Below are 19,736 nucleotides of genomic sequence, written 5' to 3' on the forward strand. Positions count from 1 at the left end.
TCCGGCGTAGGAACCGTAAGGATATCACAGATTCGCTTGATTGGGTTGTTTTACCATGTGTCCATTTTTTGACGAGAACTTTTCACTGTCCAGGCCTTTAATATAAGCGATAATTATCGCGAGCTTGCGATGGAGGAGTCGTTCGCGCAGCAGTTGGTTGGCGATCAAGGCCATTATGAATACAAGTATGAAGGACAAACCTATCTGATCCATTATGCCAAGGTCAAATTTCCGGATAATTGGATGATTGTCAATGTGCAATCCAAAGCGAAGCTGTACAAAGAATTTCGATATATGCAATGGATGACAATCAGTGTCATGATCGTATTCAGCTTACTCGCCTTGTTATTGTCTCCGAAAATTACAAAGCTTCTTCTTCATCCCTTGACAAGATTGCGCATGCTGATGAAGCAAGTGGAGCATAACGATCTATCGGTCAGATACGACAGTCCGTTCAATGATGAGTTGTCTCAGGTCGGACAGCGGTTCAATACGATGCTGGATCGAATCGAGGATTTGCTTGGCGAAGTCATGGAGGTCGAGGCTGAGAAGCGGTTCGCGGAGGTTAAGGCGCTTCAGGCGCAGATTAATCCTCACTTTCTCTATAATACCTTAAATACAATTGTGTGGAAGTCGGAGTCAGGAGAGCATGAACAGGTAAGAGAGATGATTATATCCTTATCTCTATTGTTTCGATTGGGCCTCAATAATGGCAACGACATTACGCATTTGGGCAAGGAACTGGAGCATGTCGAGCAATATTTGTTCATACAAAAGCAATGTTACGGCAAGCTATTCTCCTATACGATTATATGCGAGGATAGCAAGCTTCAAGCTCTTCCCATTCTCAAAATCCTGCTTCAGCCTTTGGTCGAGAACAGCATTTTGCACGGCTTCAAGGATATTCAACACAAAGGGCTCATCGAAATCTCGATTCGAGCAGAGGATAAGCATGTTGGATTGACTGTATCGGATAATGGGGTAGGATTCGACGCAGCGTCTCTGGAACGCTCTCTACAGCATGAGGGTATTGTAACGAAAGGCTACGCGCTTCGCAATGTGTACAATCGATTGAAGCTGTACTATGGGACAGAAGCGCAAATGAAGCTGAGTAGCGAGCCTTATCGGCTTACGACTATAGCCTTGAAGATCCCGCTTAAAATGCCTAAGGTCGAAGAACTGCCATGGGAGAAGGGAAGTGAATGATCAGATGACGAATCAAATCTTGAAGATGGTTGTGATTGATGATATTGAGACTGTTGTCAATGGCATTGTCAATCGGTTTGATTGGAAGGACTTTGATATTGAAATTGCAGGAACAGCCTTCAATGGCGACGAAGGTCTTTCATTAATCCGCCGCACAATGCCGGATATTATTATTACCGATATTCAAATGCCGAAATTAAGCGGAATTGAAATGGTCCAGAATGTGTTAAACCTCATACCGGGAAGCAAAATTATATTCATAAGCGGCTATTCCGATTTCGAGAATGCTCAACAAGCCGTCAAGCTTGGCGCTTTTGATTATATTCTAAAGCCGTTTACATCCAAGCAGTTGCTTGAAGTGATTCAGAAGGCAAGTGCCTTAAGAAGGGAAGATCTGAGCAAAGCGGAGCAAAATATTCATATGGTTCAAAAGCTTAGAGAAAGCATTCCCTTGCTTCGTCAGGATTATTTGAATCTGCTTATCCGATATTCTTCAGACCCGGAAGCGGTGAAGAAACGTTGGGATTTGCTTGAAATTGATATGAAGGAAGAGAACTTGGCGGTTGCGGTCGTTGAATTAGATGACAAGGAAGGCAAATATACGATACCGATTAATGAAATGGAGCTTATGCGCTTCGCCGTTCAAAACATTATGGAGGAAACGCTGCAAATGCACACGAATGGGATTATCTTTCGTGATGGGACGAGCAGGTTCGTGTGCATTATGAATCATTCCCCGGTGCTGTCGCCTGAAGAGATCGGAGAGCGTTGGCGGGAGCATATTAAGGCTTTCGCCAAGCGAACCGTATCCATTGGCATCGGTAACACCGTTGACCGCATCTATGAGCTGCCAGCCTCTTATCAGCAAGCTCTGACTGCGGTGTCCTATCATTTCTATACAGGGGGGGATTGTGTCTTCTCCTCTGGAGATCTTGGACAATATCAGGATGAAAGATCTATTCGTTTGTCTGTGGAGAAGGAGAAGGAGCTCTTCTACACGATAAGATCAGGCAATATGAACAAATTGGTTGAAGAGTTGGAGAAGATCTTCGTAGAATGGACACGCTTGAATGAAACTGATCAATGGCCAAGTCCCGATCGATTGAAATTCTCTTATTTGGAGCTGGCTTTATCCGTTGACAAGGAATTCGCCTCGCTTACCGAGGATCTGGACAAGCAGAGCTTCGATCATAAATTTAATGAGCTTATGTATCAGTGCACCACAATCGACTGCTTAAAGCAGACAACGTTAGATCTTTGCGGCTTATATTGCGCTTTATTCGCCAAAAAGCATACGCCGGAAGCAGATTTAATTGTAGCGGAATCGATTCGTTATATTCGAAGTCATTTGCATATTAACGCTACGGTGAGCGACTATGCGAATCAGGTTCATTTGAGTCCAAGCTATTATGCGAATTTATTCAAGAAGGTAACGGGGCAATCCGTTATCCAATTTGTGTTGCAAGAGCGAATGGAGGAAGCGAAGAAGCTTCTCCTGGAGGGAATGACTGTGCACGAGGTTGCATCTTCTGTTGGCTATGAAGAGCGAGCCTATTTCAGCGAAGTATTCAAGAAGCAGCTTGGGCAGACGCCGACCGAATTTAGACAAGCGTATCATGGAGGGTGAACAAGTGGAATCGACTGCAAGCAGGGATTATTTGAAAGCATTGGTTCGAGATACGAAGCAGCTGCTGGAGCTGCGCGATGGATATTTCACAGACGGAGCTTTATTGGCCATTCTGGCCTATCGCTCCGAGAAGAGTTTCAGCTATTCTCAATACTTTGCGAGTTAAAAGGTTCGGAGGCGAATGTCCATTTTGTACAGTATAATGTCTCATTCGTAGCCTGTGGCGAGCAAAGCATGAGACTATAATGTACATACATTGGAGTCCAGGAGGCTAAAGGTATGAATGAAAATGAAAAGATTTGGTTTGATCGGCCTGCCGAAATTTGGGAGGAAGCGTTGCCTATTGGCAACGGAAGGCTGGGCGCCATGGTTTTCGGACAGATACAGAACGAAAGGATAGCGTTGAACGAAGACAGCGTATGGTACGGAGGGCCGCGTGATCGTAATAATCCAGATGCATACGCGAACATGGAGGAGATCCGCTCGGCTATTCGAGAAGGAAGGCTGGATGAGGCTCATGAATTGGCTTTGATGGCCCTGTCCGGAGTGCCGGAATCACAGAGACATTATCAACCGTTAGGCGATATCGTCATTGACTTTGACGATGTGGCGGCAGCTTCTTCCTACCGGAGAGAATTGGATTTGAAGCAAGGCCTTGTCCACATCCATTATGATGCTGACGGAAGACATTATGAACGGGAAGCCTTCGCCAGTTATCCCGATGCGGTCATGGCGTTTCGATTTCGGGCCAACGAGCCCGGTGCTCTGTCGTTCAAAGCAAGATTGACGAGAGGGAGAAATCGCTATCTGGAAACTGTCGAGCAAGCGGACGGAGCGACACTCCTGATGAAGGGAAATTGCGGTGGAGCGGGAGGCTCTGATTTTGCCGCTGGATTACGCATTGTCATTGAAGGCGGAACTATAAGAATGATAGGCGAGCATCTTGTAGTCAAGGGCGCCGCAAGCGCAGTCGCATTGCTCGCCGCATCTACAACCTTTAGATCGCAAGATCCCGAAGCTGAAATTTTGGAAACGCTGCATCGGGCAGAAGGACTTTCCTATGAACAGTTAAGGGAAAGACATATTGAGGATTTCCGCCAGTTCGCGGACCGGGTTTCCTTGACAATAGAGGCACCCCGGAATTTGAACGATATTCCGACGGATAGGAGATTGGAGCGAGTCAAGGACGGCAAGAGCGATCCGGCGCTGTCTGCGCTTCTCTTTCAATATGGACGTTATTTGCTGCAATCAAGCAGTCGCCCCAATTCTTTGCCCGCCAATCTTCAAGGCATCTGGAACGAGCATATGCTTCCGCCCTGGGACAGCAAATATACCATTAATATTAACGCGCAGATGAATTATTGGCCTGCTGAGAGCTGCAATCTGTCAGAATGTCATGAGCCGTTATTCGACCTTCTGGATCGAATGCGGGCGCAAGGGCGGATCACAGCCGAGAAGATGTACGGCTGCAGGGGATTCGTCGCGCATCATAATACGGATATTTGGGGAGACACGGCTCCTCAGGATTTATATTTGCCTGCAACGCACTGGCCGATGGGCGCCGCATGGCTATGCCTGCATTTGTGGGAGCATTTTCTGTTTAATCCCGACATCGCGTTTTTGAAGAGGGCCTATCCGATAATGAAAGAGTCAGCCGAGTTTTTCCTGGATTTTCTGGTTGATGCAGAGGATGGCAGACTTGTGACAAGTCCATCCGTTTCACCCGAGAATACCTATATCCTGCCGAACGGGCAGTCAGGCACATTATGCATGGGGCCATCTATGGACAGCCAAATCTTGTATGAGCTCTTCGGAGCTTGTATGGCAGCGGCAGATCGATTATCAATTGATCAAGGCTTCCGGGCAGAATTGGAAAGCGCGCGACAAAGATTGCCCGAGCCGTCGATCGGCAGTCACGGACAGCTGATGGAATGGATGTACGACTATGCTGAGGCAGAGCCTGGCCATCGTCATATCTCGCATCTGTTCGCGTTGCATCCAGGAAGCAGGATTACGATTAAAGATACTCCGCTGCTGGCGCAAGCAGCCCGTATCACGTTGGAGCGGCGATTAGCGCATGGAGGCGGACATACAGGCTGGAGCCGAGCCTGGATTATTAACTTCTGGGCACGGTTGGAAGACGGAGAGAAGGCTTATGAGAATATCGAAATGCTGTTAAGTCATTCTACCTTGCCGAACTTGCTTGATAATCATCCTCCCTTTCAAATAGACGGCAATTTCGGCGCTACTGCGGGGATTGCGGAGATGCTGCTTCAAAGTCACGCCAACGAGCTTCATGTGCTGCCTGCCCTGCCAACGGCTTGGCCGAAGGGTCGGGCGACCGGACTCAGGGCTCGAGGCGGATACGAAGCGAAGGAAATCACCTGGGAGAGCGGCAAGCTGATTCGCGCAGTTATTCACGCGAATTGGGATGGTCTGTGCAGGGTTCGAGCTCATATCCGGCTGGCGGTAACAAAGGATGGCGTGCCGATAACGGTCAGCTCTACGGATGACTTCGTTGCGGAATGGGAAGCGGAAGCAGGCTCCACTTACGATCTGCATCCAATGGGAGAAGTGGATTAGAAGCATGAAAGACGGGAGAGATTGAATTGAATAAATGTCATCAAGCGTTATGGGGAGATCAAGGGGACGGAACATACCTGAATCCGGTATTGGCATCCGACTATTGCGATCCTGATGTGATACGGGTAGGAGAAATCTATTATATGATATCTTCTACCATGCAGCTGTCGCCAGGCATGGTGATTCTGGAATCGAGGGATCTGGTTAATTGGAGAACGATAAGTTATGCAATTCCAAACCTGGAAGAATTGAATCCCGACTTGAATTGGGATCGGATGTCGGCCTATAACGAAGGCGTATATGCCGGTTCGATTCGTTACCTGGAATGGAAGGAAAGAAAGGCTGACGGAACGTTAATCGAAAAAAGCAAATGGTTTGTGCATGCTTGTCTATGCAATCACAGCTTTGTAGTCTCCACGGCAGATGAAGTAACAGGACCCTGGAATGCCGTTTATATGACCGACAGGAACGGAATGAATTTAGTTGCGCAGCCTGGCGGGCAGCTCAGATGGGCGGATACTTGTCCATATTGGGAAAAAAATGAAGACGGCACTTTAAAGGCTGCTTATTTCATTGTCAGCAAGATTGACGCCTGGTATCCCCGCTTGTTCCTGATGAGTCTGGACGGGACTCAATTGCTCGATGGAGATATTCGTTTCATGAGGATGCCGGGAGATACGACTCGGGCTCGCACCGGTCATACCCCATTAGAGGCAAAAGGTTCAGCCATAGACAGCGGGGATCCGCTTGGGGAAGTGTTGGATAAGAGATATATAGAGATTATTCCAACCAGCAAAGCTATTCCGGATGCATACAGCACCTCTTTCGATGAATATGGGAATAGCAAGAGTATATTGTATGCTGAGCATATCCCGAATCGGGAAGGGACAGTGATTTGGGATGTATTCACGGCTGAAGGCGCCAAAATATTCCGGTTTGACCCCGAAACGCAAATTGGTCAAACGACCTTCAGCGGGAGAGGAGGCAGCCAAGAAGCGGTCGCAGATTATATGTATATATATAATAATGAGGTATGGGATGGCCAAAGACTGCCTGTGCTGCATCGAGCGCGGAGCATTTATGGCGATAAATACGACGATAAAGGCAACTATATCGCAGCCGGAACCGCAGCTGACCCCGGATCATACGAGACGCAGCGATTAATGGTTAATTTGACTGAACCGGTGAATACATGGGAGCCAAATCAAGGGGCCTTCATTGATGTTCCGCCTCATATGTCCGAAGACGGCCTGGAGCATTGGTATTGGATAACCCAGCAAGGAAACGAACGGGTATCTGCGCTTGGCCGTCCCACTTCGCTTTTGCCGGTGAATTGGATAGACGGTTGGCCGATGCCCGGTTTGCTTGACGATCAGGAAGATTACTGGAGCGCAGGCGAGGCAGATCCGGCTGCTAACGTATACGATGGAACCGGCTTGAACGGAAGCAAGTGTCATACAATGCATCATCCCCATGCGCGATTAAAGCCCGGTTCCTTTGTATGGCAAGGGATAAAGCCCCCGATAAAGGGCAAGCATCCCATTCTGCGATTTCAAGATAGCGATGATTTTCAATCAGAGCGTCTTTCACCTAATTGGCAGTGGAATTATGCGCCTCGTCCAGGATACTGGTCGTTGACTGAGCAGCCCGGAAGATTGAGATTATACGCATTTGCTACCGCTGACGGCAGTGATAACTTCTTCAAAGCAGGCAATACCATTTGTCAGAGATATGTGCAATCGAATAATGCACAGATCGAGATCAAGCTCGATATCTCGAACATGATGTCGGGGCAAGAAGGTGGAATCGCACATTTTAACGGAGGCGTCCAGTACTCTTCATTTGGCATTAAGAGGGATAATCAAGGCTGGCGCTTGGCCTATAACGGGGTTTCCGGGGGCCGATTAGAGGATGCAAGCGTTTGTATCTCGCTGCGTTCAGTGATTGATGTTCATAAAGTAAACAGGTATTTCTACAGCGTCGATGAGGGGCGTACTTATCATCTCTATGGCGAAGCGTATCAATTGGCTCCGGGAGGCTACAAGGGAGATTATATTGGCATTTACACGTATAACAATGCTGCGGCTGGGAAGCTCGGAGCAACAGAGAAGCCTGGAGAGAATTATGCCTTCGGTTATATTGAAGTATTGAATTTCAAGTATGATTAAAGGCTCATGCGTCAGATATGCTAAGAACAACATCATGTTCGATACATGAAATAGCCAACCAGTAAGGCTATTATTCTGACAATTGTTTTATACGCGCCTTCAAACAGAGCTTTAATGCAACTTTAAAATTGATAGCGATTTCATATTATGAGAGTGCTCTTGGGAGCAAAAATTCCAAATATGAGGAGCGATGAATTGATGCAACGAATTCAGTGGAAGCGGTTCTTTTGTTTGTTCGTAGTGGCTATGACAATCGTTTTGCCTGCAAATGCCTTTCTAACAACAGAAGAGGCTCATGCCGACACCTTTGTGCATCCGGGGATTCTTCACAATGCGACAGATCTCGCGCGAATGATTAACAACCAGAATATCGTGCCTTGGAAATCAGCTCTGGAAACCTTCGAAACAGATGATAAAGCATCATCCAGCTATGCGTTGCAAGGGCCTTACAGCATTGTGTGCCGTAAAGCTGCATCTGTGCCGGAGTGCAGCAGTCAAAATTATGGGAACAGCGCTTTGGAGAATGACGCGCGAGCTGCCTATTATAACGCTCTGCTATGGAATGTAACGGGCAATCAGGCACATGCAGACAAAGCCATACAGATATTGAATGCCTGGTCCAACACGCTTACTTCAATTGCCGGTACGGATGCTCCGCTAGCCTCCGGAGACAATGGCATCTTTTTGGCGAATGCAGGCGAGCTTCTTCGTTACAGCAGCTCGGGCTGGTCTTCAGCGGATGCAACAAAGCTGGAAGATTTGTTGGTCAACACATTTTATCCCCATGTGGAGACTGTTGGAGACGCCAACTGGGGCGGATCGGCGATGAAAACATTAATCTCGATCGCGATATTTACGAATGATCAATCCATGTTTGATTACACTATTAACCAATTCAAGACCAATTCATGCGCTTCTGTAACGAGAAACATTATTGCCAGCGGCCAAATATCCGAGTCGGGGCGCGATCAGGCACATGCTTTGGGAGGTTTGGGCAATTTGATCGTTGTTGCCGAAACGGCCTGGAAGCAAGGCGTTGATCTCTACAGCGAAGGAGATAATCGATTGCTGGCGGGGTCGGAATATTGGTCCAATTATAATTTGGGAAATCAGCCGGCTTCTTACGATACAACTTACGGACGATGCACGATGGGGCCATGGGGAGCCATAAGCGCTACTTTAGCAGCGGCTCCTATACGCTGCGCGGCTCGGGCAGCGATATTTGGAATTCGCAAGATCAATTTCGCTTACGTACCATTAACAGGAGACAGGACGATTACTGCGCGCGTTGTCAGCCTGACTAACACTCACTCATCAGCCAAAGCGGGCGTAATGGTAAGGGAATCATTATCCGGGTATGCGAGTAATGTCTATGCGGCGATCAAGCCGTCAAAGATGATCTTCCAGAGCCGTACAGCGCCAGGAGCCATTACAAGCGCGATGGACACTTCAGCATCAGGCGCTCCATACTGGGTAAGGCTGACGCGTACCGGCAACACGGTTACTACCTATCATTCTGCAAATGGTACTTCCTGGACCCAGACAGGTACGGCGGCCTTGTCAGCTTCGGGAGCAGCTTATTATGGACTGGCTGTGACATCCCATGCCAATTCGATCCTTGCTGCGGCTGTGTTTGACAATGTTTCCATACAATAGCCTCATAAGTTGATCCAGCAGGAATAACATAGCGCAAGCTTCGGGAGTTGCACGCCTGGAGCTTGCGCTTGTTTATTAGGCCCCTTGAATGATCTGCAAGGATAAGTGGATATGTCCTAAATGTCGGGTACCTTGTCTATTTCGTCGCCTGTGTTGCAGAAGAGGCAGAACTATAATGGATATACTGGAAGGCGCTTGGATGGCAAGAGTCGAGCAGATTTGATATACTGGCCTTAAATTTGTCGAAGATTTATGAAACCGCTTAACTTATTGTGGGAATAAAGAGGGATGAGAATGACCAGGTGGCTCTCAATCAGACATAGCATATTCTTCAAATTCTCATTGGCCTTTCTTACTGTCGGATTAATCCCGTTGCTCGTTCTGGGCTTTCTCGCGCTCAATCAATTCAGCGGACAAGTCGAGAGGCATACAGAGAACAACTTTAGACAGATGATCCTTTATGTAAGCAGGAACGTAGACGACACGCTGCGCCAATATAATGAATTTTCGAAAATGATGTATTATAACCTTCAAAACCGGGAAGAGATGGACATTCCGGTTCGCAGGGAAATCGATGAATATGGGACGCTCAACCAGCTGTCGATAGACGATTTTCTTCGAAATGTATTATTCAGCGACGCCCATATTCAGAACGCTATTTTTGTCCGTGAAAGCGACGGACAGGTATTCAAGCAATCGCGTACAGGAAAGCTCTTTGATTCCAATCAGCCGTTCCCGCCTGTAAGCTGGTCTTACGCGCTAACCGCCGCTCCGAATCAATTGGCCGTATTTCCGCCGCATCTCGATTATTATTTCAGCTCGACCGATCAGGTAATCACCTTTGCACGTCAGCTAAATGACATATCCGGAAAGCTGGGGCCCAGAATGGATGTACTTGGGACCTTGTTTTTTGACGTTGATATGGATTTGTTCGATGCGCTTTTCAAGCAGACCTCATTCGACAGCCGCGACGAGATGGTTATTGTGGATAACCATGGCTATATTCTCTACTCCAATCAGAGGGACAGGGCCGGAAGGCGCTTCGAGGAACCAAGGGCAGGCCAATCAAAGATTGTATTCTCCGAGAGCATTCCATTCATTGGCGGTCGTGTGGTCGGTCTGGCAGCCAGGTCCAATCTGTTCGCTTCTCTTGGCCAGATTCGCGCAACCGTCATTCTTGTTTCGGCGATTTGCTTCCTCGCGCTTCTTCTTCTCGGGATGCTGTTCTCTCAACGGTTCACGCGTCCGATTCTGTCAATTATGCGACAGATGGTGCGTGTTGAATCCGGACAGCTGGATCCGACTCCCGTGCCGAAACGCAAGGACGAGCTTGGACGGCTGGCATACGGATTCCAACGAATGATAGAAAGGCTGCGCCAATTCATCGATGAGGCGTATGTTGCCGAAATCAAGCATAAGCAAACGGAGCTGAACGCGCTCAAGAGCCAGATTCAGCCGCATTACTTATACAATACGCTTGAAGCCATTCGAATGACGGCTGTCGCCAATGATGACGAAGAAGCTGCCGATATGATTCATTCCTTATCCCACCAGCTTGAATATATGATTGATTATGGGGAGCAATGGGTTACCGTGGGGCGGGAGCTGGAGCATCTGGACCATTATTTCCGATTAATCTCCGCTCGTTACGGCGGCCGCATTGAGTTGCAGATCGAACTGGAGGATGGTCTTGCCAGGGCGGAAATTCTGAAGCTCACCCTGCAGCCGTTGGTTGAGAATGCCGTACAGCATGGCATACGAACGAGGGGCGGGCATGGCAAAATATCGGTAACCATTGAAACCGGCGAGGATGGGAAGCTGTGGGTCACCGTAATGGACAATGGAATCGGAATCGACGAAGCCAGACTTGAGCAAATTCGAAAAAATCTGGAGGACTCTTCCATCGGCGATGGCGGTCGGAGCATTGGAATTCGGAATGTGCATGAGAGACTTCGCTATGCTTGCGGGGAGGATTATGGACTTGAGCTGGAAAGCCGCTATGGAGTCGGTACGTCGATTCGAATGAAATATCCGCTGAGAAAGGAGCTTGACACAGATGGCCATGATACGAGTTCTATTGGTGGATGATGAGCCGCTTATTCTGCGAGGGCTTCGCAAGCTGTTGGATTGGCGGGAATTCGGCATGGAAATTGTGGGTGAAGCTTACGATGCCGAGGAGATGTGGAGTGTGATGGACGAGGCTCGACCGGATTTGCTTGTCTGCGACATTAATATGCCGGGCGCGAGCGGAATTGATGTTATTCGTCGATTGAACGAATCGGGCCGTCCGGTGAAGACGTTGTTCATCAGCGCTTATCGGGACTTCTCGTACGCGCAGGACGCGCTAAGGTACGGCGCTGTTGAATATCTGGTTAAACCGATTGACAAGCATAGACTGGGGGAGGCTCTTCGCAAGGTGGTTCGTCTGCTTGATGATCAGACAGCCAGGCTGCGCGACAAGGAGAAAGCCGAGCGCTTCGAAACCCGGAAGAGAGCGGAGACCATTGAGGAGCTTCTGGAGCGACTTACGCATGGAGAGAAGAACGCTGCCACTCAGTTGAATGAGCTGGGCGTTATTGCGAGAAGCAACTATTTATCGGTTTGCTTTGGAGAATTGGAGTGGGAGGAAGAGAAGGGGGGCCGCTGGCGCAATCAGGAGAGGAAGCTTGTTGATTTCGCAGTGGAGAACGTACTGTCGGAATCCATATTGCCAAGCGGAATCGGCTTTTGCTTCCGCCGTGGACAGTTCTATGGCTTGTTCTTTCAGCATGATCAGGAGGAGGAAGCCGGCAGATGGGCCGAGGAGCTGCGTCAGAAGATCGAGCATTATTTGAAGGTTCCGTTCACGATTGGAATAGGTCTGCCTGTTTCCGAGCTTGACAACGCGGAGCTATCGGCTCGAACGGCGCTGAAGGCGCTTGAAGCCGCATATATGCATGGGCGCAATCGGGTTATCGATGCCCGTCATATTAGCCTGCCCGAGGAGAGAAAGCCGGATCCGGCATCGGGCATCTCGAAGGCGTTGGAGCGGCTTGTGAAGAAAGCCGGGGAGGCTTCCGATGAAGCAGATGCCGCCATAAAAGAGTTGTTGGAGGAAGTCAGATCGATGGCTCCTGGAGGAAAGCCGGGCGCCGTCACGCTGATGTACGGCATTCTCGAACGCTTCTACCAAGAGCTATATGAATCGGGAAGAGCGAGGGAGCTTGAGGAAGCGGAGGGGCGGAAGCTGTTGGAGAGAATGAGCGGCTTTCGTACCTTCGAGTCCATGTTCAGGTTTGTGGCGGAACAGATGGCATCGGCGCTTCGGCAGCCGGCGCTGCCTGATGGATGCGAAAGGCAGCAGACGCAGCGCATCATCGCCTACGTTGAAGAGCATTATCGGGAGAATTTGACGCTTGAGGTCATTTCGGCTCATTTCTATATGAACGCATACTATTTCAGCAGCGTCTTCAAGAAGCGCGTAGGGGAGAATTTCAAGGCGTACTTGACCAAGGTTCGGATGAAGCACGCGCTGCGGCTGTTGACGACGAGCGAGAAGATGGTGTACGAAATTGCCGAGGAAGTCGGTTATCCGAATGCCCGGCAATTCAGTCGCATGTTCAAAAAGTATTATGGGCAATTTCCGCAGGATTACAGGTCGGGCGGCGAAGCGGAAGCATTGTCCGAGGAGGACCCGGGAGATGCCGATGACCAGTAGAATGGGAATAATGCTTCTTGGAGCCAGCCTGCTCTTGACCGCTTGCAGCCGGTTTTCTGTAGATAACGGCTATCATAGCCCTGACGAAAGCTCGTCGCCGTATACATCCTTCACCATTGTGTATCCCGGCGGCGATTTATCTCATAAGCAAGGAGTTTCAACCACGATTGCGCGGTTCGAACAATCTCATCCCAATATTGGCATAACCGAAGGGAAGGAAAGCGGGACAGGCTCTTATTCGGACTACCTGAAGACGAAGGTGGCAGTCGGAGAGTTTCCGGATTTGATCGAGATCAGAGATACGGAGCTGTTCGCAAGCGCCGGCTTGTTGGCGGAGATGCCCGAGGAATTGCTGTATCCCTTCTTGTCCGTCGAGAAGGTGAACGGCAAGGTTTATACGCTTCCGCTGGAGAGAACACCCCCTCAAGGCATTATTTACAACAAAAGCTTGTTTCAACAGGCGGGTATTGATTCACCTCCCCGAACGTATGGGCAATTTCTATCGAACAACGACAAGCTCAAGAAGCTTGGAATTGTTCCATTGGTCGTCGGCGGCAAGGATTTGTGGCATATGGGCTTCTGGATCAACAAGTTTATGATTGATGAGGTATACGCAAAGGACCCCAATTGGAATTACAAGCGTACACAGCATCTTGTAAGCTGGACAGATCCTGAACCCTCGCGAGCCATGGAGCTGCTGGCCGGATTGTGGGAACGCGGCGATGTCGATGCCGATTACGAGACGACGGCAGACGGTCAGACAGCCTCTCTACTCGTTTCGGGAGAAGCGGCAATGTTATTCTCCGGACCGTGGATGTTCAACCAAATTCAATCGGCGGATCCGGCCTTCTCTTACGGCTTCTTCGTTCTGCCTGACGAGGCGGGCCATGTGAATCTGGCAGGAGCTCCATCCGCCAATGGATGGGCGATTTCTGCCGAGGCAGCGAATAACCCGGCTAAGCTCGAAGCCATTCAACAGTTTCTGACGTTTTTTTATGACGATGCTCAGTATTCGGATTACTTGCAAGCGGTTAACGGCTTGTCTGCCAAAGCGAGCGCGGAAGATGAACCGATGTCCGAGGCTATGAAGTCCTTGATGGATGCGCTTGACGATTCGCATACAACGCTTGCTTCGCAGATGAACAATTACGGCGGAGACAATTTGCTGCCTCCGATGTTCCGCGACTGGTTCTACAAGAAGATGATGAAGGTGCTCTCTGGCGGCGAGTCGCTGGAGGAGGCGCTGACGGAAGCTGACCAGGAATGGGATCGCGAGGTTCAAGCTATGAGATGAATGGAGAAATACGCTTAAAAAAAGGAACCTGATCTTAAAAAAGATCACTGAAGATAAGGAAAAGGAGTCGATGGATACAATGGCGTTCAGCTTCAAGCATGCATCTTGCAGATTTTGCGTTGCCGCCGCGTTAGCCGTCTCAATCTCCGCTTGCAGTTCGCCGTTCAGTCCGAAGCAGACGGATGGAGCTAACATCAGCGGCGGGGCAACGGAGCTTTCGCTGATGTTTTTCGGCGACAAGCCTGAGGACTGGGATCTGGTGGTTGATGCGTTTGTTCATCAGACGGATTCTTCTTTGCATGTGCGTCTCCGAACAGAATGGGATTCGGTGGAGGATTATGCGAAGAAGCTGATGTTAAAGCTGGCGGCAGGCGAAGAAATGGACGCCGTCTTCGACGCATCCTGGATGAGTCTGGAGAAAAACGCGGCACAAGGCTATTATCGCAACCTCGACAGCTATTTCGGGAACGATGCTTATCCCGGATTAAAGGCCGCTTTTCCCGAGGCGTTTTTGGACGCCAATCGTATTAACGGCCATATTTATGCCATTCCGTTGACTCAAAGCTATCATGATATCGAGATTCTCTATATTCGCAAGGACTTGCGTGAGGAGTTCGGAATGTCGCCGATTGCCAGCTACGATGATCTCAGGCGGTATTTCCAGCTGGTTCAGGAGAAGAAACCGGAGATGATTCCGCTGGCGCTCAAGGGAGATCGCGGCTTCTTCCGGATGTTCGACAGAAGCGGGAAAATGCTGCATTACAGAGCCGCTCCTGACGCCATTGCCGGAACTGGAATCGATTTTGCGCTGGCTTTGTCCGAAGACGGCAAGCAGGTGCTTGGAGCTACCACATACGGAGATCCGGCTTCTTACTATGAATCGCTGCCGGCGCCTATGAACAATCCGGATGATCTGTACGCCTCTCTTGACAGCTATGTGAAATGGAACGCTTATGTGCAAAGAGATGTATTGAATGAACGCAATGCGGCTGTCTTGTTCGAATCGGGAAAGTCGGCGGCCTATGAGGGAACCTTGTCGGGATGGAACGCTGTTCGCCAGGATTTGAAGCAATCCATTCCGGGAGCGGAGCTGGAGGGCTTTGCCTACAAAACCTGTCAAAGGGAGATGCAAGCGGGCTGTATCGGGACCGATTACCGCGCTTGGAATAATCTTGCGATACCGGTAACGTCAAAGCACACCGAGCTTGTCATGCGATTCGTCGACTGGATATTCCAATCCCAGGAGCATCATGATTTGTTCGAGCTGGGGATTGAAGGCGTGCATTGGAAAAGCGAACCCGACCGCCTATTCAAACGTCTTCCGGCCTCCTCCCGGTATGTCTTCCCTGCCTTTCTGCTGACCTGGAATCCAACGCTCTCGCGCATCGATGCCGATAGCGATCCTGAGGCGCTCAAGCTCTTGCAGTACGCCTCCAAGGCTTCAAGCTATTATCAATTGCCGCTCGCTGGCTTCGCATTCAACCCCTTGCCGGTCAAGAGCGAGATTGCAAGAATCCAGCCCGTCGCGACGCAGATGCTTCAGGTGTTCAAATCAGGCCTGGATCCTGCCTGGAGAGCAACGGCTGCGCAGACGAACCAGAGGCTGCGGGAAATGGGACTCGACCGTATACGAGAGGAGTTGATTCGACAAGCGCAAAGTTATTTGGACGATGGTGGAGTTTAAAGCGATACCGGCATCATTTTTGGACGCGAGAAAGCAGCGTCTATTTTTTTTGCCCGGAGAGTGAATGCAATCGCTTTAAAAAGCTCCCTTCCAACTTAAAAAGCGGCATTTAAACGCTTGGGATTCAAATGGTAAGGTTGTCTTGCGACAAATCAAAGGTTTGAATACATGCGAAACGGCTTGATAAGGAGGAACTATGAATTGAAAAACACAGCTATGGTTAAAACGCTTTCGCCTAACGCACCGGTTCGCGAAAGGAAGAGCGGAATGGTGAAGGAGCTTCGCAAGAATGGCATGTTATATCTGTTAACCCTTCCAGGAATCGCGCTCATCTTTGTTTTTTCCTATCTGCCTATGGGCGGAATTATAGTGGCATTCGAGAACTTCAATGCCATTAAAGGAATTACGGGCAGCGAGTTTGTCGGCTTGAAAAATTTCGAGTTCTTCATTCAATCGAATGAAGTGCTGCATGTCATCGCCAATACGCTGTTTCTGAATGTCTTGTTCATTGGCTTCGGTACGGCGGCTTCCGTCTCGATCGCCATTATGTTCTCGGAAATCGGCGGCAAAAAATTCAAGAGAATTGTTCAGACGGCGGTAACCTTGCCGAACTTTCTGTCCTGGACGGTCATCGCCATGTTCGTTCTGGCGCTGCTATCGAGCGATACAGGCATGCTGAACAAATGGTTGTCCGCATTTGGAATTGGTCCGATTGCTTTTTTCAACGAAGCGGCAATATGGCCTGTCATTCTTGTGCTTATCAAAATTTGGCAAGGAGCGGGCTTCGGAGCGATTGTCTATCTGGCCACCATCACCGGCATTAACCCGGATATTTATGAATCCGCGTCTATCGACGGCGCTAGCCGCTGGAAGAAAATCGTCTACATTACGCTTCCGTTATTAAAGCCTACCGTTATTCTGATGATGTTGCTGGCAATGGGCGGCATATTCTACGGAGACTTCGGGATGATCTATGCCATTGTCGGCCGCAACGTGCTTCTCTATCCGACAACGGATGTTATCGACACGTACGTATACCGGGCATTGATGGATCTGGGAGATATGGGCATGGCGGCTGCCGTTGGCTTCTTCCAATCGTTGATCGGCTTCATTCTGGTCGTCTGCGTCAACCAATTGGCGCGCAAATTCAGCCCGGATTCGGCGCTGTTCTGAATCATTCTATTACTGATTGAAAGCAGGTGCACACATGATCAAGGAAAGCGGCGGAGATCGCCTGCTCAAAGGCTTTATCTATATTGCGCTTACGCTTATGGCTCTGTATTGTCTGGTGCCATTCGTCTCTGTAATCAGCAGCTCGCTCTCCAGCGAGGCTTCCGTGTTAAGAGACGGCTACTCTATCTTTCCCAAGGAATTCTCGGTAAGCGCGTACAAGCTGATTTTCAAGGATGACACCATCTACAAGGCTTACGGCGTAACCTCCTTCGTGACGGTTGTCGGGACGATGCTGGCGATGGTCGTGACATGCTGCATGGCTTATGCTCTCTCCATCCGAACACTCAAATACCGCAATGGCATTAACTTCTATGTCTATTTTACGATGCTGTTCCATGGAGGGCTGGTTGCCAATTATTTGTTGATATCCAAATACCTTGGGATGAAGGATTCAATCTGGGTTCTGATTATTCCGGCGTTGATCAGTCCGTGGAATATGTTTTTGCTTCGCAATTTCTTTAAATCCGTTGATGAGTCGCTGGCCGAATCAGCCAAAATCGATGGAGCCAACGATCTGTACATCTTCTACAAAATCATCTTGCCTATATCGATGCCTGCTCTGGCAACGATTGGTTTATTCTATGCAATGGGTTTTTGGAACAAGTGGTTTGAGGCGATGCTCTACATTTCCGATCACGACAAGTTTCCACTGCAATATTTGGTTATGAGAATTATGAATAACGCGGAGTTTGCGAATCAGCTGTCTTCGCAAATCAATCTGCCAAATTATGTTGTGCCAACATTGACAACCCGGCTGGCGACGACTGTCGTCACGATTGGACCGATTATTTTTCTCTATCCTTTCCTGCAGAAATATTTCGTCAAGGGATTGATGGTGGGAGCGGTCAAGGGCTAACGTGAGCGAGGCTGAACACGCCTAATCGGCGGTTTAGTATAGAAGCTGTTCAAGTATATAAAGGGAGGAATTACAAAGATGAAAGCAATTTCGAAAACGTTGACATCTGCGCTTGCGCTGACGTTAATGGCGTCAGGCCTTGCAGCCTGCAGCGGCAACAACAACGGGGAGGACAACAATTCGGCTCCGAACAACTCCGGCTCGGCGACGGCAACTAGCGACACTGGAAGCAAGCTGGATCCGGTCACCTTGAAGATTATGTTATTCGGCGACCGTCCGGCGGATCTGGACAAGGTAATTGATCAATTCGAGAATCAGACGGAAGACAGCTTGAACACAAAGCTGGATTTCGAGTTTAATCCAAATGCCGATCACAAGCAGAAGCTGACGCTGAAGATGTCAGCAGGCGAGACGGTGGACGCAGCCTTCGATGCGCCATGGATGACGTTGAACCAGAATGTCTCGCTTGGCTATTACCAGGAGTTGGACAAGTATTTCAACAATGACGAATATCCCGGCTTGAAGGCTTCTTTCTCGGAGGATTTCCTGAACGCGAATAAGATTAACGGCCATATTTATGCAATACCGCTTACAAACGCATTCTACGATATTGACGTTGTCTATATCCGCAAGGATTTGAGAGAGAAGTACGGCATGGATCCGATTGACAGCTACGATGATCTCCAGGCTTATCTGGAGAATGTCATGAAGAACGAGAAGAACATGATTCCAATGGGCAATAAGGGAGATCGCGGCTTCTACAAGATGTTCAATCTGGAGGACAAGCTCACGAATGCCAAGCTGATCTCGGGGACAACTCCAGCGTTTAACGTCGTGCTGTCTGACGACGGCAAGAAGGTGTTAGGTGCTGTGACGCTTGGCGATTCGGCGGATAAATTCGCAGATCTGCCAGCTCCGTTCAACGATCCTTATTATTTCTACCCGCAATATGACAAATACGTGGAATGGAACAAGTATATCCAGACGGATGTTCTGTCGGAGAAGGATCATGGAGCGTTGTTCGCTTCGGGCAAGTCGGCAGCCTCGGAAGGAACAATCGGCGGCGCCGCATCTACCCGCGAGAAGCTGAAGTCCGCAGTCCCTGGAGCGGATATTGAATATTTCATCTATAATTCGCATGTTCGCAATATGGAAGAGGGAGCAATTGGAACCGATTACAAGGCGTGGAACGATATTGTCATTCCAGTGACGTCCAAGAATATCGACCGCACCATGAAGCTGTTCGACTGGATCTTCAGCAGTCAGGAGAACCATGACCTGATCGAGCTCGGAATTGAAGGCCAGCACTGGACCAAGGACGGCGATCGCTACTATAAGATGACGGATCAGACCAGTAACTATCTGTTCCCTTCTTATGAGTTTACATGGAGCACAATGTCCCGTATTAACGGCAATAACGATGAAGCGACGCTTAAGGTTCTGGATTATCAATCTCAGAACAGCACCTATTATCTGCAGCCGCTGTCCGGATTTACCTTTAATGTGGAACCGGTCAAGTCGGAAGTAGCCAAAATCGGACCGGTTGGCGGAGCTGTTGATCCCGTATTCAAGAACGGTATGGATAAGAATTGGAAGGAAACGGCGGCCAAGGTTAACAAGCAAATGGAAGCGCTGGGTCTGGAGAAGGTTCGTCAGGAGCTGATCAAGCAGGTTCAAGCCTTCCTCGACGCTGGCGGAAGCAACTAATACACGCGCATGATTTAAAAAAGAG

At 49.1% G+C, this 19,736-nt stretch carries 13 protein-coding genes; all 13 read left to right on the forward strand.

Annotated features, from left to right (window positions below):
* Positions 1-129: 129 nt before the first annotated feature.
* The 13 genes from HFP08_RS10335 (at position 130) to HFP08_RS10395 (ending at position 19,711) form a co-directional block, all read left to right on the forward strand.
* Complete coding sequence (locus tag HFP08_RS10335) at positions 130-1,206, forward strand: sensor histidine kinase (protein WP_168120530.1); 1,077 nt, start codon at positions 130-132, stop codon at positions 1,204-1,206.
* The gene (locus tag HFP08_RS10340; RefSeq protein WP_168120531.1) at positions 1,199-2,833 is read left to right on the forward strand and encodes a response regulator; all 1,635 of its coding nucleotides are present in this window, start codon (positions 1,199-1,201) and stop codon (positions 2,831-2,833) included. Before HFP08_RS10335 ends, HFP08_RS10340 begins: the two co-directional genes overlap by 8 nt.
* Before the next feature lie 4 nt (positions 2,834-2,837).
* Positions 2,838-2,999 (forward strand): hypothetical protein, encoded by a 162-nt coding sequence (locus HFP08_RS10345; RefSeq protein ID WP_168120532.1) that lies wholly within the window; start codon positions 2,838-2,840, stop codon positions 2,997-2,999.
* 113 nt (positions 3,000-3,112) lie between these two features.
* Positions 3,113-5,416 carry a glycoside hydrolase family 95 protein gene (locus tag HFP08_RS10350; protein ID WP_168120533.1) on the forward strand — a complete coding sequence of 768 codons (2,304 nt, stop codon included), beginning with the start codon at positions 3,113-3,115 and terminating at the stop codon, positions 5,414-5,416.
* Positions 5,417-5,442: 26 nt separating this feature from the next.
* Positions 5,443-7,584, forward strand: coding sequence for a glycoside hydrolase family 43 protein (locus HFP08_RS10355; protein WP_168120534.1), 2,142 nt, complete (start codon positions 5,443-5,445; stop codon positions 7,582-7,584).
* 198 nt (positions 7,585-7,782) lie between these two features.
* Entirely contained in the window at positions 7,783-9,240 is a 1,458-nt protein-coding gene (locus tag HFP08_RS10360; protein WP_168120535.1) for an alginate lyase family protein, read from the forward strand.
* A 294-nt stretch (positions 9,241-9,534) separates the two neighbouring features.
* Entirely contained in the window at positions 9,535-11,328 is a 1,794-nt protein-coding gene (locus HFP08_RS10365; protein ID WP_168120536.1) for a cache domain-containing sensor histidine kinase, read from the forward strand.
* Entirely contained in the window at positions 11,297-12,937 is a 1,641-nt protein-coding gene (locus HFP08_RS10370; RefSeq protein WP_168120537.1) for a response regulator transcription factor, read from the forward strand. The genes HFP08_RS10365 and HFP08_RS10370 overlap by 32 nt, the downstream gene beginning before the upstream one ends.
* Positions 12,921-14,231: an ABC transporter substrate-binding protein gene (locus HFP08_RS10375; protein WP_168120538.1), complete on the forward strand. Its 1,311-nt coding sequence runs from the start codon at positions 12,921-12,923 to the stop codon at positions 14,229-14,231. The genes HFP08_RS10370 and HFP08_RS10375 overlap by 17 nt, the downstream gene beginning before the upstream one ends.
* Positions 14,232-14,301: 70 nt before the next feature.
* Positions 14,302-15,915, forward strand: a complete 1,614-nt coding sequence (locus tag HFP08_RS10380) for an extracellular solute-binding protein (protein ID WP_240941269.1) — start codon at positions 14,302-14,304, stop codon at positions 15,913-15,915.
* Between the two features lie 201 nt (positions 15,916-16,116).
* Positions 16,117-17,088 carry an ABC transporter permease gene (locus HFP08_RS10385; RefSeq protein ID WP_240941270.1) on the forward strand — a complete coding sequence of 324 codons (972 nt, stop codon included), beginning with the start codon at positions 16,117-16,119 and terminating at the stop codon, positions 17,086-17,088.
* Positions 17,089-17,122: 34 nt separating this feature from the next.
* Positions 17,123-18,004, forward strand: coding sequence for a carbohydrate ABC transporter permease (locus HFP08_RS10390; protein WP_168120539.1), 882 nt, complete (start codon positions 17,123-17,125; stop codon positions 18,002-18,004).
* A gap of 78 nt (positions 18,005-18,082) precedes the next feature.
* Positions 18,083-19,711 carry an ABC transporter substrate-binding protein gene (locus HFP08_RS10395; protein ID WP_168120540.1) on the forward strand — a complete coding sequence of 543 codons (1,629 nt, stop codon included), beginning with the start codon at positions 18,083-18,085 and terminating at the stop codon, positions 19,709-19,711.
* The last annotated feature ends 25 nt before the right edge of the window (positions 19,712-19,736 follow it).

Source organism: Paenibacillus sp. HB172176 (genome assembly GCF_011947265.1).
Classification (GTDB): Bacteria; Bacillota; Bacilli; order Paenibacillales; family Paenibacillaceae; genus Pristimantibacillus.